Source organism: Mycobacterium sp. TH-M82 (genome assembly GCF_057473605.1).
The window spans coordinates 1-12813 of sequence record NZ_JBYCKY010000475.1 but is presented as its reverse complement, the minus strand read 5'-3'; the positions used below and the strand labels follow the sequence as shown (position 1 = coordinate 12813).

General features: G+C 66.8%; 18 protein-coding genes. 12 read left to right on the top strand and 6 right to left on the bottom strand.

Translation table 11 applies throughout. The annotated features are described in order from the left end of the window. On the bottom strand, positions 1–1034 hold a 1034-nt coding region (locus AC2VON_RS14685; RefSeq protein ID WP_486953601.1), incomplete at its 3' end, for an acyl-CoA carboxylase subunit beta. Positions 1035–1214: 180 nt separating this feature from the next. Here AC2VON_RS14685 and AC2VON_RS14680 point away from each other — a divergent pair. The 5 genes from AC2VON_RS14680 to AC2VON_RS14660 all read left to right on the top strand — a co-directional run bounded on the left by AC2VON_RS14680 (position 1215) and on the right by AC2VON_RS14660 (position 5956). Continuing rightward, positions 1215–1589, top strand: coding sequence for a hypothetical protein (locus AC2VON_RS14680; protein ID WP_486953600.1), 375 nt, complete (start codon positions 1215–1217; stop codon positions 1587–1589). A 544-nt stretch (positions 1590–2133) separates the two neighbouring features. Further along, a complete protein-coding gene (locus tag AC2VON_RS14675) occupies positions 2134–3801 on the top strand; it encodes a nitrite/sulfite reductase (RefSeq protein WP_486953604.1) in 1668 nt (555 codons plus the stop codon). 23 nt (positions 3802–3824) lie between these two features. Then, entirely contained in the window at positions 3825–4544 is a 720-nt protein-coding gene (locus AC2VON_RS14670) for a phosphoadenylyl-sulfate reductase (protein WP_486953599.1), read from the top strand. A 138-nt stretch (positions 4545–4682) separates the two neighbouring features. Continuing rightward, positions 4683–5006, top strand: a complete 324-nt coding sequence (gene fdxA, locus AC2VON_RS14665; protein WP_486953598.1) for a ferredoxin — start codon at positions 4683–4685, stop codon at positions 5004–5006. A 128-nt stretch (positions 5007–5134) separates the two neighbouring features. Beyond that, positions 5135–5956, top strand: a complete 822-nt coding sequence (locus tag AC2VON_RS14660) for a biotin--[acetyl-CoA-carboxylase] ligase (RefSeq protein WP_486953597.1) — start codon at positions 5135–5137, stop codon at positions 5954–5956. Between the two features lie 42 nt (positions 5957–5998). On the opposite strand, the gene AC2VON_RS14655 is transcribed toward AC2VON_RS14660, so the two are convergent. Beyond that, positions 5999–6646, bottom strand: coding sequence for a GtrA family protein (locus tag AC2VON_RS14655; RefSeq protein WP_486953596.1), 648 nt, complete (start codon positions 6644–6646; stop codon positions 5999–6001). Between the two features lie 86 nt (positions 6647–6732). Here AC2VON_RS14655 and AC2VON_RS14650 point away from each other — a divergent pair, with 86 nt between their 5' ends. Genes AC2VON_RS14650 through AC2VON_RS14640 form a run of 3 tightly spaced genes read left to right on the top strand, consistent with a single transcriptional unit; the run spans position 6733 to position 9671 of the window. Then, entirely contained in the window at positions 6733–7974 is a 1242-nt protein-coding gene (locus AC2VON_RS14650; RefSeq protein WP_486953595.1) for a 5-(carboxyamino)imidazole ribonucleotide synthase, read from the top strand. Between the two features lie 7 nt (positions 7975–7981). Then, positions 7982–8488, top strand: coding sequence for a 5-(carboxyamino)imidazole ribonucleotide mutase (gene purE / locus AC2VON_RS14645; protein WP_486953594.1), 507 nt, complete (start codon positions 7982–7984; stop codon positions 8486–8488). 13 nt (positions 8489–8501) lie between these two features. Next, a complete protein-coding gene (locus AC2VON_RS14640; protein WP_486953593.1) occupies positions 8502–9671 on the top strand; it encodes an acyl-CoA dehydrogenase in 1170 nt (389 codons plus the stop codon). 45 nt (positions 9672–9716) lie between these two features. On the opposite strand, the gene AC2VON_RS14635 is transcribed toward AC2VON_RS14640, so the two are convergent. Genes AC2VON_RS14635 through AC2VON_RS14620 form a run of 4 tightly spaced genes read right to left on the bottom strand, consistent with a single transcriptional unit; the run spans position 9717 to position 10828 of the window. Next, positions 9717–10004, bottom strand: a complete 288-nt coding sequence (locus tag AC2VON_RS14635) for a hypothetical protein (protein WP_486953592.1) — start codon at positions 10002–10004, stop codon at positions 9717–9719. Positions 10005–10033: 29 nt separating this feature from the next. Beyond that, positions 10034–10240, bottom strand: coding sequence for a DUF222 domain-containing protein (locus tag AC2VON_RS14630; RefSeq protein WP_486953591.1), 207 nt, complete (start codon positions 10238–10240; stop codon positions 10034–10036). 37 nt (positions 10241–10277) lie between these two features. Beyond that, positions 10278–10607, bottom strand: coding sequence for a type II toxin-antitoxin system PemK/MazF family toxin (locus tag AC2VON_RS14625; RefSeq protein WP_486953590.1), 330 nt, complete (start codon positions 10605–10607; stop codon positions 10278–10280). Beyond that, positions 10604–10828 (bottom strand): antitoxin MazE family protein, encoded by a 225-nt coding sequence (locus AC2VON_RS14620; RefSeq protein WP_486953589.1) that lies wholly within the window; start codon positions 10826–10828, stop codon positions 10604–10606. Before AC2VON_RS14620 ends, AC2VON_RS14625 begins: the two co-directional genes overlap by 4 nt. Positions 10829–11045: 217 nt before the next feature. On the opposite strand from AC2VON_RS14620, the gene AC2VON_RS14615 reads away from it, so the two are divergent. From AC2VON_RS14615 to rpsI, 4 genes are all read left to right on the top strand, one after another. Further along, positions 11046–11345: a WXG100 family type VII secretion target gene (locus tag AC2VON_RS14615; RefSeq protein ID WP_486953603.1), complete on the top strand. Its 300-nt coding sequence runs from the start codon at positions 11046–11048 to the stop codon at positions 11343–11345. A 17-nt stretch (positions 11346–11362) separates the two neighbouring features. Beyond that, the gene (locus tag AC2VON_RS14610; RefSeq protein ID WP_486953588.1) at positions 11363–11659 is read left to right on the top strand and encodes a WXG100 family type VII secretion target; all 297 of its coding nucleotides are present in this window, start codon (positions 11363–11365) and stop codon (positions 11657–11659) included. A gap of 257 nt (positions 11660–11916) precedes the next feature. Next, positions 11917–12360 carry a 50S ribosomal protein L13 gene (rplM, locus tag AC2VON_RS14605; protein ID WP_486953587.1) on the top strand — a complete coding sequence of 148 codons (444 nt, stop codon included), beginning with the start codon at positions 11917–11919 and terminating at the stop codon, positions 12358–12360. Between the two features lie 8 nt (positions 12361–12368). Further along, on the top strand, positions 12369–12813 hold a 445-nt coding region (gene rpsI, locus AC2VON_RS14600), incomplete at its 3' end, for a 30S ribosomal protein S9 (RefSeq protein ID WP_486953602.1).

The window sequence follows — 12813 nt, the reverse complement described above, 5'->3', positions numbered from 1 at the left end:
CGTCCGAACCCGACCACGATGTTGCCGGCGTAGCCGGACTGGATCTCCAGGAACTCGTCGTCGTCGAGGATGCGGGTGATGACCTCGTGCATGTCATAGGGCTGGTTCGGCGAATCCGGGATCAGCGTGTCCAGCTCCAGGTCCTCGTCGGTGAGGTTGTCCTCGATAGCGCCCTCGGGGGCCGCCGCCGGGTGGCGCGGGGGATCGGCGTAGTTGTTGGGCGGAAGATAACTGAGCAGGTCACGGACGTAGTCGAAGGCGTCCTGCTCGCCGGATGCGACATAGTGCGCGGTGCCGGACCTTGTCATGTGGGTGTGCGCGCCGCCGAGCTCCTCCATGGTGACGTCCTCGCCGGTGACGGTCTTGATCACGTCGGGTCCGGTGATGAACATCTGGCTGGTCTGGTCGACCATGACCACGAAGTCGGTCAGCGCGGGGGAGTAGACGTGCCCGCCGGCGGCGGCGCCCATGATCAGCGAGATCTGCGGGATCACGCCGGAGGCCTGAATGTTGTTGTAGAAGATGTTGCTGTAGAGGCCGAGCGAGACCACACCCTCCTGGATGCGGGCGCCGGCGCCGTCGTTGATGCCGATCAGCGGGCGGCCGGTCTTGATGGCCAGTTCCTGCACCTTGACGATCTTCTCGCCGTAGACCTCGCCGAGGCTGCCGCCGAACACTGTGGCGTCCTGGCTGAAGATGCACACGTCGCGCCCGTCGATGGTGCCGTAGCCGGTGACCACGCCGTCGCCGAGGGGCCGCTTGGCGTCCATGCCGAAGTAGGTGCTGCGGTGCTTGGCAAGTGCGTCGAGTTCGACGAACGACTCGTCGTCCAGCAGGGCGAGGATGCGCTCGCGGGCGGTCAGCTTGCCCTTGGCATGCACCTTCTCGACCGCGGTCTCACCGACGGGGTGCAGTGCCTCCTCGCTGCGGCGGCGCAGGTCGGCAAGCTTGCCCGCGGTGGTGTGGATGTCGATCGTGTGCTCGGCTTTCGATTCCACCGGAGTCGTCGCTGAGTGGCCGGTACTGCTGGTCATAAACGTCGAGCTTAGTCGCGGCCGGTTGATTGGGCGCCATCGACGGTCGCATGCTGGGCTTGATATCCACAGCCGGTACGCACCGGGATGCAGATGCCGTCGTCGATTCAAGGCTGGAACCATGAAGTGGGAAACGTTAAGGTGAACGACGGAGTCGAGCGCACAACTAAGGAGTCGGCGATGAGACCGCAAAGCAAGTTGGCGATGGCGGTGCTCGGCAGTGCAGCCGCTTTGTCGTTAGCGGTCGGATGCGGTGGCGGCGGTGAACGCACACCGACGTCCACCACCACGACCACCACCACGACCACCACCACGACCACAACGAACACCACGACGACACCGCTCGAACCGCAATCGAAGCAGGCGCCCGCTCCCGGCGGTCCCACCGGATGGGGTGGGCCCGGCGGCGGTGGGGGTCAGATCCCCGGCGGTCCCACCGGCGGGGGTGGGCCCGGTGGCGGTGGGGGTCAGATCCCCGGCGGTCCCACCGGATGGGGTGGGCCCGGCGGCGGAGGAGGCTGTTTGCCCGGCGTGGGCTGTGGTGGATGGCCGTGATCCCCACGACTCACATAGCAGAGCTGCGCGATGGCTGACCTTCAGCGGGATGCCAAACAGACAGACGGCAGAAGGTTTGCCACACAGTCGATGATGGGTACCCGGCATAGATGCCGTTGAGCACGCATGCGCCGGCCGCCTTCGACAATCGGGTCGCCAGTGCGTTCGGGGGCGGCGAGAACCTAGACCGCACAGTACACGTCGAGATCGCGAAGTTCCGCCCGCCCACCGAGCGGGTGATCATGATTTGGCGTGCGTGCACCGTTCAACCCATTGCGGGGAGTGACGCTGCCCGTTGTGGCTCTACCGTGAGCCGGGCAGCGAACACACAGCAGAATAGTAGCGCGATTCCAGCCACGGTAAGGGGCAAGCGGTGAAGCTGGAACGACAACCAGCAACAATATCGTCCTGAGTTGTCCGCGCGATAGCGACCCACGGCGTCGACATGCAGGAACGGAGACGTTGACGTCTCGGCAGCTGGGCTACCCAACGTGAAGATGCGTCTATCGGCGGGCCGCCCGACCACAAGGAAGGAGGACTCCACATCACCACACCGCGTCGCGCCAAGACTCGCAGCGAGGGCCAATGGGCTCTGGGCGAGCGTGAACCCCTCAACGACAAAGAGCAGCTCAAACAGGACGACGCTCCGCTTAACGTCCGATCCCGCATCGAAAACATCCACGCCAAGCAGGGTTTCGACAGCATCGACAAGACGGATCTGCGTAACCGGTACCGCTGGATGGGCCTTTACACCCAGCGCGAGCAAGGTTATGACGGCACCTGGACCGGTGACGAAAACATCGACACCATCGAGGCCCGCTTCTTCATGATGCGGGTGCGCACCGACGGCAGACCGTTGTCGGTGGATGCCATGCGCACGCTGGGTCAGATCTCGACCGAGTTCGGTCGTGACACCGCCGATATCGGCGACCGGGAGAACCTGCAGATCCATTGGATCGAGATCGAGAATGTTCCCGAGATCTGGCGGCGGCTGGCCGCCGTCGACTTGACGACCATCGAGGCCTGCGGCGACTGCCCGCGCGGTATCCACGGCTCACCGCTGGCCGGTGATTCCCTCGACGAAGTGCTCGATGCTTCCCCGGCGATCGAAGGAATCCGGCAGCGTTTTTTGGACAATCCCGAGTTTGCGAACCTGCCACGCAAGTACAAGACCGCGGTATCGGGTCTGCAAGACGTTTCTCACGAGACTCATGACGTGGCGTTCATCGGCGTCAAGCATCCCGAGCACGGCCCGGGGCTGGATCTGTGGGTTGGCGGTGGGCTGTCCACCAACCCGATGCTGGCTCAGCGGATCGGTGCCTGGGTGCCGCTTGGCGAGGTGCCCGAGGTGTGGGAGGCGGTGACCGCCCTGTTTCGCGACTACGGCTACCGGCGGCTGCGTTCGAAGGCGCGGCTCAAGTTTTTGGTCAAGGACTGGGGTACGGAAAAGTTCCGTGAGGTTCTCGAAACCGAGTACCTCAAGCGGTGCCTCATCGACGGCCCAGCGCCCGAGCCGCCCGCGCATCCGATCGATCACGTCGGGGTGCAGCGCATCAAGAACGGGCTGAACGCTGTCGGCGTGGCCGTGATTGCCGGACGCGTCTCAGGCAGGATTTTCTCTGCGGCGGCCGACCTGATGGAGCAGGCCGGGTCGGACCGGGCCCGGTTGACGCCGTATCAGAAGTTGGTCATTCTCGACGTTGCCGACGATAAGGTCGACGACTTGGTGGCCGGTCTGGACAGGCGTGGCCTCCTTTCGCAGCCGTCGGACTGGCGCCGGAACCTGATGGCCTGCACCGGTATCGAGTTCTGCAAGCTATCGTTCACCGAGACCCGCGTCCGTGCCATGACATTGGTGCCCGAGCTCGAACGCCGGCTCGCCGATATCAACGCTCGACTCGACGTGCCGATCACGGTCCATCTCAACGGATGCCCCAACTCATGCGCTCGGATTCAGGTCGCTGACATCGGGTTCAAGGGCCAGATAGTCGATGACGGCGAGGGCAACACGGTGGAGGGCTTCCAGGTGCACCTCGGCGGCAGCCTGGGCGCCGAAAGCGGCTTCGGCCGTAAGCTACGCCAGCACAAGGTGCTTAGCACCGAGCTCGGCGACTACATCGAGCGGGTGGTGCACCACTTCGTCGATCAGCGACACGATGGCGAGAGCTTCGCGAAATGGGCACTGCGAGCCGACGAAGTCGACCTGCGCTGAGAGTAAGGGAGGGCAGAACGACGATGAACGGTCAGGTGAACCGTTTACCCGAAGCGCAGCTGCGCGAACTGGCGGCGCGCGGGGCCGCCGAGTTGGACGGTGCCAGTGCCACCGACCTGTTGCGCTGGGCCGACGAAACTTTCGGCGACGGCTACGTGGTGGCCTCCAACATGCAGGATGCCGTGTTGGTGGACCTGGCGGCCAAAGTGCGACCGGGAGTCCAGGTACTGTTCGTCGACACTGGCAACGAGTTCGCCGAAACCCTCGGGATGCGTGATGCGGTCGAGGCCACCTACGACGTCCGTTTGCTCACCATCCATCCCGAGCCCTCGGTGCTGGAGCTGGGCACGAGCCTGTGCCGCACCGACCCCGACGAGTGCTGCAGGCTGCGCAAAGTCGTCCCGCTGTCCAAAACACTGTCCGGCTTCTCCGCATGGGTGACCGGGCTGCGACGCGTCGATACGCCTAACCGTGCCAAGGCCCCACTGATCAGCTTCGACGAGCTGTTCAAACTGGTCAAGCTGAACCCGCTGGCCGCGTGGTCCGATCGGGAGATGGCCGACCACATCGCCGAGAACCAGGTACTGGTCAATCCCTTGATCGCAGAAGGCTATCCGTCTATCGGCTGCCGGCCGAACACGGCCAAGCCGAAGAAAGGCGCCGGCCCGCGCAGCGGGCGCTGGGCCGGGTTCAACAAGACCGAGTGCGGGATCAACGTCCAGCCTACGAAAAGTTTGTCGTGATCTCGCACGCTAGCGTGGTTCCGGGCGTTCGACGTCGTCGGCAATGTGCTGAAGCTGCCGTGGGTCGGGCGGGGCTGATTCCGATCCGACGAACATGCCGCGTCGCCCATCTCGACAAGCGGTAGGGAGGAGACAATTGTGACCTATGTGATTGCCGAACCGTGTGTTGACGTCAAAGACAAGTCCTGCATCGACGAATGTCCGGTCGATTGCATCTACGAAGGCGCACGCATGCTCTACATCCAGCCCGACGAGTGCGTCGACTGCGGCGCCTGCGAGCCGGTGTGCCCGGTCGAAGCCATCTATATCGAAGAGGACCTGCCCGACGAGTGGAGCCAGTACACCCAGATCAACGCCGACTTCTTCGCATTACTCGGCTCACCCGGCGGCGCGGCGGACGTCGGTATGACGGAGAACGACCCGATCGCGGTCAAAAACCTGGACCACGTAGACAAAAGTTGACCACGGCCACCCGGTCGAATCCGAGCAGAACGCACGAGTCATGATCCCGGGACAGACGTCAAATCCGTGATCGAAGCTCATCAGCACGGTGATGTCATGTTGTTCGACACGCTCTAGGGTCATCCATGATGGGTGACGACTCAGAAAGACCTCCACTCGACGGGTCCGCACTGCGCGACCGGCTGGCCGGTCCGGGTCTGCCGTGGCGGGCGCTCGACGTGGTCGACCAAACGGGCTCCACCAACGCCGATCTGCTGACCCGGGCCGGCGCCGGCGAGGACATCGACGGCGTCGTTCTGCTGGCCGAACATCAGACGGCGGGCCGCGGTCGCCTTGGGCGGCATTGGTCGGCCCCGCCACGCGCCCAGCTGGCGCTGTCGGTCGGGGTGGCCGCGGACGCGGTCCCGACCTCAGGATGGGGCTGGCTGCCGCTGGCGACGGGCGTTGCGGTGGCCGACGCACTCGCCGAGGTGGCCGGTATCGGGGCGGGCCTGAAGTGGCCCAACGACGTCGTCGTCGGCGACGGCAAACTGGCCGGCATCCTCGCCGAGGTGGCCGCGCCCAAACCGGTCGTCGTCGTCGGCCTCGGTCTGAACGTGACGATGACCGCTGACGAGGCGCCCGACCCCATCGCCACCTCGTTGGCGATGCTCGGCGCCCCGGTAACCGACCGGAACAGATTGGCCCGGGCGATACTTCACCGGCTGGCGGCTCGCATCGAGGCCTGGCGGACCGCGGGCGGCGCGGAACCGGCACTGATGGCCGACTATCAGCGCTGCAGCCGGACGCTGGGCACCCGGGTGCGGGCCAGTCTGCCCGGCGACCGGACAGTGGAGGGCGTCGCCGAGGCGATCGACGAGCTGGGCCGGTTGCGCATCGACACCGGCGCTGGGTCGGAGGCCGTCGCGGCCGGGGACGTCACCCATGTGCGAACGTCGTGTTCGCGGTGATTTGGGCGATATGCGGCAGTGGCAGTGCCACGCACTGTTACATCAGGAGGTCTTCGACACCCTCGACGCCCGGCCCGACTGACGGACCGGTCGCCGGAACAACGTGACCAGATCTGCACCGGAACCGCCTTCCAGCGCGTCCTCGATCGCCTCGGCCAGGGCCGCGTCCTCCAACGTCGCGCCCAGCGCCGTGTCGCCGCCACTGGCGAACTCGTCGGGGAACACCCAGCGGCGGAAAGCCCAGAACCGGAACGCCATCTGCAGCAGGTTGCCGATGAGGTAGGCCGAGATGAAGTCGGCGATGTTCTCGATGGTCAGCGACACCGTCGGCACCCGCAGCTGCAGCACGTAGCTGGAGAACCACAGCGGCGCCATGGACAACAGCACCCCGACGCCGCTGACCGCGAAGAAGAGCGCCGCTTCGTGGTGGCGCTCGCGCCCGCCGCGGTCACGGAAGCTCCACTCCCGGTTGAGGATGTAGGACGCGATCACCGCGACGATCCCGGAGATGACCTTGGCGGTCACCGGCTTGGGCTCCAGGATCGTCAGCTTGAGCGTGTAGAACAGTACCGAGTCGATGACGAACGTGGTCGCCCCGACGATGGCGAACTTGATCAGCTCATGGTGACGCTCGGCCATCGGCCGGATGACCCCCGGCAGCCGGGCGATCGTCGCGTCGGTGAAGGACATAGGACGCCAGTTTACGTACCACGTCCCACCTGCGGGTAACGATGCGATAACGGTCGTTACCTGCTGGCGACGGCGCACGTGACACGATGATGTCCGTGCCGGATACCTCACCCGCCGGGCCGCCCGGGTCACCTGCGCCCGCGCAGCCGCTCGTCGCCATGGTCGGCGGCGGGCAGCTGGCCCGGATGACCCATCAGGCGGCGATCGCCCTGGGCCAGAGCCTGCGGGTGCTGGCCGTCGCTGCCGACGACCCGGCGGCCCAGGTCACCCCCGACCTGGTGATCGGCTCGCACACCAGCCTGGACGACCTGCGCCGCGCCGCTGCCGGCGCCACCGTGTTGACCTTCGACCACGAGCACGTCCCCACCGAGCTGCTGGAAACACTGGTCGCCGAGGGCGTTAACGTGGCACCGCCGCCGCAGGCGGTTGTCTGCACCCAGGACAAACGGGTGATGCGGCAACGGTTGGCGGCCTTGGGCGTGCCGGTGCCGCGGTACGCCACAGTCGACGCCACCGGCACTGTCAGCTCCCTGGACGACTTCCTCGAGCAGGTCGGCGTCCCGATCGTGGTCAAGGCGGCGCGCGGCGGGTACGACGGTCGCGGCGTGGCCATCGCCGACGACTTGGCCCGGGCCCGCGACATCGTCGCCGGCCACCTGGCCGCCGGTGTTCCGGTCCTGGTCGAGGAACGGGTCGCCATGCGCCGAGAGCTCGCGGCGCTGGTCGCTCGATCCCCTTTTGGCCAGGGCGCGGCGTGGCCGGTGGCGCAGACTCTGCAGCGCGACGGGATTTGCGTGCAGGTGATCGCGCCCGCACCGGATTTGTCTGACGGCTTGGCTTCGGCCGCACAACAATTGGCGCTGCGGCTGGCGGACGCGCTCGGCGTCATCGGGGTGCTGGCCGTCGAGCTGTTCGAGACGCACGAGGGGGAGCTGTTGGTCAACGAGCTGGCGATGCGGCCGCACAACTCCGGGCACTGGACCATGGACGGAGCACGTACCAGCCAGTTCGAACAGCACCTGCGTGCGGTGCTGGACTATCCGCTCGGCGACACCGACGCCATCGTGCCGGTTACCGTGATGGCCAACGTGCTCGGTGCCCCGCAGCCACCGGCGATGGCCATGGACGAACGGCTGCATCACCTGTTTGCGAGGATGCCCGACGCCCGTGTCCACCTGTACGGTAAGCGCGAACGCCCGGGCCGCAAGATCGGACACGTCAACCTGCTCGGGTCGAATTCCGGGGATGCGGGGGAGTGGGTGAAGCTGAGTGCCCGTGCCGAACTCGCGGCACACTGGTTGTCGCACGCACGGTGGATCAACGGATAGGACACCCATGACCCAACAGCCCCGGATCGGCGTGATCATGGGCAGCGACAGTGACTGGTCGGTGATGGCCGACGCTGCCGACGCGCTGGCCGAGTTCGACATCCCCTTCGAGGTCGGGGTGGTCTCGGCGCACCGCACCCCGCAGCGGATGTTCGACTACGCCCGGAACGCGGCCGGGCGCGGCATCGAGGTGATCATCGCCGGGGCGGGCGGTGCCGCCCACCTGCCGGGCATGGTCGCTGCCGCCACGCCGCTGCCGGTGATCGGGGTGCCCGTCCCGTTGGCGTGCCTGGACGGGCTGGACTCGCTGCTGTCCATCGTGCAGATGCCGGCCGGGGTCCCGGTGGCTACCGTGTCGATCGGCGGTGCGCGTAACGCCGGGCTGCTGGCGGTGCGCATCCTGGGGTCCGCGGATGCGGCGTTGCGGACCCGGCTGGTGGCGTACCAGGATCGGCTGGCCGAGGCGGTGGTGGTCAAAGACGAAGCACTGCAGGGTAAATTCACCGGCGAGTAGCAAGGAGGCCGAGATGGCTGGCTGGGCCGGCAACCCGTCGTTCGATCTGTTCAAACTGCCCGAAGAGCACGATGAGCTGCGGGCGGCGATTCGGGCGCTGGCCGAAAAGGAGATCGCGCCGTACGCCGCCGACGTGGACGAGCGGTCCCGGTTCCCCGAGGAAGCGCTGGCGGCGCTCAATTCCTCGGGTTTCAACGCCGTGCACATTCCCGAGGAGTACGGCGGTCAGGGCGCGGACTCGGTGGCCGCCTGCATCGTGATCGAGGAGATAGCCCGCGTCGACGCGTCGGCGTCGCTGATCCCGGCGGTGAACAAACTGGGCACCATGGGTTTGATCCTGCGGGGGTCGGAGGAGCTGAAAAAGCAGGTGCTGCCGAGCCTGGCAACCGAGGGGGCGATGGCCTCGTATGCATTGAGCGAACGGGAGGCCGGCAGCGACGCGGCGTCGATGCGGACCAGGGCGCGTGCCGATGGCGAAGACTGGATTCTCAACGGAACGAAATGCTGGATCACCAACGGCGGCAAGTCGACGTGGTACACGGTGATGGCGGTGACGGATCCGGACAGGGGCGCCAACGGCATCTCGGCGTTCATGGTGCACCGCGATGACGAGGGTTTCAGCGTCGGGCCCAAGGAGAAGAAGATGGGCATCAAGGGCTCGCCGACCACCGAGTTGTACTTCGAGAATTGCCGCATCCCCGGCGACCGGATCATCGGCGAAGCGGGCACCGGGTTCAAGACCGCACTGCAGACCCTCGACCACACCCGTCCCACCGTTGGCGCGCAAGCCGTGGGCATCGCGCAGGGCGCGTTGGATGCCACGATCGCTTATACCAAGGACCGCAAGCAGTTCGGCAGGTCGATCGCCGATTTTCAGGGTGTGCAGTTCGAGCTGGCCGACATGGCGGTGAAAGTCCAAGCCGCCCGGCTGATGGTCTACACCGCCGCAGCCCGCGCCGAACGCGGCGAGTCCAACCTCGGATTCATCTCCGCGGCCGCGAAGTGCCTCGCCTCCGACGCCGCCATGGACGTGACCGAGTCGGCCGTACAGCTCTTCGGCGGCGCTGGGTACACCACCGACTTCCCGGTCGAGCGGATGATGCGCGACGCCAAGATCACTCAGATCTACGAGGGCACCAACCAGATTCAGCGGGTGGTGATGGCGCGGCATCTGCTGCGCTGATCATGGCCGGGCCGGGCATTGTGTGTCGGCTCGTCACGGCGGTCGCTAGAAGGGTGGCGGGTCGTCGTCGTCGGAGTTGGCTGGTGGTGTGGGGGTGGTCCAGAAGGCTTGGCGGGCGGCTCGGCGCGCCTGGTGGACCTGCTGGTTGCGCCGGCGTTCGGAGGCGATGTAGCGGGCACGGTTTTGGGCGCGGGTGCGGCGGCGTTGGGGCATCGCGGCGGTGCGGCCGGCGCAGCGGTCGGTGGGCGGCTCGGGTGTGGTTTCAGGTGGGGTGAGGTCACCGGTGGGGATGCATAGGGCGGGAAAGAGCAGGGCGCTGCCTGGGGTGCTCACATAGGTGTGCCCGGTCGGAGCGGTCCAGATCAGCGTCCCATCGGCAAGTTGCTTGGCACCTCCCGCTTGCCGGGGACGGTGGTGAACAGCCGGCCGCCGATCTCGGTCACGCCGTCGACGTCACCCCAGATGGTGATCTCTCGGTCCTGGTGGCGTTTGTGGCGCTGGCGCACCGCATCGGCGTCGGCGCGGGCCACCAACGTGTCGACGTAGCCGGCCAACCGGCTGCGTGTCATCGTCGGCCAGCGGGCTCCTGCTAATCGGCAAGCCCGCTTATTCGGCAAGCCCGAGGAACACCAGCAGTGCGCGATCGAGTCGGATGAGGTCGCTATCGGTGAGACGGCCGACACGCTCGCGCACGTTCGCCCGCGGCATTGTGGTGATCTTGTCAACCATGATTTTGCTTGGCTGCTCAATGTCGGTTGCCGCTGTCGGCTCCACAGCGATCCGGCTCAGCGGCGCCTCGACGGGGTTGGTTGTCAGCGGACAGACCGTGACCGAGGTGGTCGCATCAAATCGATCATCCTGAACGATGACGACCGGTCTTGGCTTGCCCGTATAGACACCTCGTGCAGCAGCGACGTGGATATCGCCTCGCCTCACTCGGCGGGCTCGCCCTCGGCGGTCCAGCCGAAAGAGATAGCGTCGACAAAAGCTTGATCGTCGGCCTCCTGCTCGCTGGCGGCGATGGCGGCCGACTGGCGGTGAGCTTCTGCGGCGAATTCCGGCGCCCGAACGTCGGGCACCCAAATCTGAACAGGCCTAAGCCCCTGGGCACGCAACCGTCGCCGATGTTCTCGCACCCGCTCTCGTGTGCTGGCCATCCACCAAGGTTACATGTAACACGGCGGGTGATCAATTCGGCGGCGTGTCTTCGTCCAGATGCAGCCGGCGCCGGACGCCTACCGGCAGGGCAACAACGCCCCGGGACCGCACGCCCGGGCGGCTGTTCGCTGGAGAGACTGGAGAGAAACGGAACCAAAAGTGTCGCGGCGCAGTCAAACGAGATGTCAGCGACGAGAAGGGGGAGATGTGTCCACACTGAGCACCGACTTCGAGGTGATGCGCGCCGTCGCGGCGGCCACCGACACCCGCAACGAGGAGATCCGGGCGACGCTGCAGGCGTTCATCGGCAGGATGCGCGGCGTGCCGGCGGCGGTGTGGGCCGGGCCCGCGGCGGCGCGGTTTCACGACGTGGTGGACCGCTGGAACACCGAGTCGGTGCGACTGCACGAGGCCCTGCGGGGCATCGCCGAGACCATCCGCCACAACGAACGCGTGCTGCGCGAAGCGGCCGAGGGTCATTCCCACCACGTCGCTGCAGCCGGCGGCGGCATCTGAACGGAAAGGAATTAGCCATGGAACCGGTGCTGTCGTACAACTTCGACGAGATCGAATACGTCGTCCGCCAGGACATCCACGCCACGGCCGCCCGCCTCAACGGCGCGCTGGAGGACCTGCGCGCCCAGGTCGCGCCGCTGCAGGAGGTGTGGACCCGGGAAGCCGCCGGCGGCTACCGCGCCGAGCAGCTCACATGGCACCAGGCGGCGGCCGCGCTCAACCAGATCCTGTTCAATCTCGGTGCCGCCGTCCGGGACGGCGCGGCCGACGTGGCTCACGCCGACCGCCGGGCCGCGGGCGCCTGGGTTCGGTAGCCACGGGCAAGGTGGGCAAGGTGCCGCCCGGCACCTCCAGGAACGCGGTGTGGCCCTGACGGAGGGGAGCCGTCGGGGCCACACCGGCAACCCCACTCTTTCCCGTTGACCATTTTTGACCTGCGCCGATATCCACCGGTAAGCTGCGTCGTTGGCGCGCGGTACACGCGGGTCCTCGGGTCGATGCCGGTCGCCGAGAACGCCCCGCCGTCGACGCCTGACCGGTGCCCGAACCCGAATCGAAAGAGGTAAGCCTGGTGCCCACCTACACGCCGAAGGCGGGTGACACCACACGGTCGTGGCATGTCATCGACGCCACCGACGTGGTGCTCGGCCGGCTGGCTGTCGCGGCGGCAACGCTGCTGCGCGGCAAGCACAAGCCGACGTTCACGCCGAATGTCGACGGCGGCGACTTCGTCATCATCGTCAACGCCGACAAAGTCGCCATCAGCGGTGACAAACTGCGCAGCAAGCTGGTTTACCGCCACTCCGGCTACCCGGGCGGGCTGCGTAAGCGGACCATCGGTGAGCTGATGCAGCGCCACCCCGACCGCGTCGTGGAGAAGGCGATCATCGGCATGCTGCCCAAGAACAAGCTCGGTCGTCAGATCAAGCGCAAGCTGCGCGTCTACGCCGGCCCGCAGCATCCGCACACCGCGCAGCAGCCGGTCCCGTACGAGATCAAGCAGGTGACGCAGTGACAGAGACCGTGACCGAAGCCACCGGGGAAACCGACGCCGGCGAAGCGGCGCAGGCCACCGAGCCGCGCGAGCTGAGGGATCTGGGCCGTCCGATCCAGACCGTCGGGCGCCGCAAGGAGGCCGTGGTGCGGGTACGCCTGGTGCCCGGCACCGGCAAGTTCGACCTGGACGGACGCAGCCTGGAGGGTTATTTCCCGAACAAGGTGCACCAGCAGCTGATCAAGGCTCCGCTGGTCACCGTGGACCGGGCGGAGAGCTTCGACATCTTCGCCCACCTCGACGGCGGCGGGCCGTCGGGGCAGGCGGGTGCGCTGCGGCTGGCCATCGCCCGGGCGTTGGTGCTGGTGGCGCCCGAAGACCGGCCGGCGCTGAAGAAGGCCGGCTTTTTGACCCGCGACCCGCGGGCCACCGAACGCAAGAAGTACGGCCTGAAGAAGGCCCGCAAGGCCCCGC

Bases quoted from the DNA above. Each gene is read 5' to 3' on its own strand.
- AC2VON_RS14655 (WP_486953596.1), bottom strand. From the start codon at position 6,646: ATGTCCTTCACCGACGCGACGATCGCCCGGCTGCCGGGGGTCATCCGG.
- AC2VON_RS14660 (WP_486953597.1), top strand. From the start codon at position 5,135: ATGGGTGACGACTCAGAAAGACCTCCACTCGACGGGTCCGCACTGCGC.
- purE (WP_486953594.1), top strand. From the start codon at position 7,982: ATGACCCAACAGCCCCGGATCGGCGTGATCATGGGCAGCGACAGTGAC.
- AC2VON_RS14650 (WP_486953595.1), top strand. From the start codon at position 6,733: ATGATGTCCGTGCCGGATACCTCACCCGCCGGGCCGCCCGGGTCACCT.
- AC2VON_RS14620 (WP_486953589.1), bottom strand. From the start codon at position 10,828: ATGGCCAGCACACGAGAGCGGGTGCGAGAACATCGGCGACGGTTGCGT.
- AC2VON_RS14610 (WP_486953588.1), top strand. From the start codon at position 11,363: ATGGAACCGGTGCTGTCGTACAACTTCGACGAGATCGAATACGTCGTC.
- AC2VON_RS14640 (WP_486953593.1), top strand. From the start codon at position 8,502: ATGGCTGGCTGGGCCGGCAACCCGTCGTTCGATCTGTTCAAACTGCCC.
- AC2VON_RS14670 (WP_486953599.1), top strand. From the start codon at position 3,825: ATGAACGGTCAGGTGAACCGTTTACCCGAAGCGCAGCTGCGCGAACTG.
- AC2VON_RS14630 (WP_486953591.1), bottom strand. From the start codon at position 10,240: ATGACACGCAGCCGGTTGGCCGGCTACGTCGACACGTTGGTGGCCCGC.
- AC2VON_RS14680 (WP_486953600.1), top strand. From the start codon at position 1,215: ATGAGACCGCAAAGCAAGTTGGCGATGGCGGTGCTCGGCAGTGCAGCC.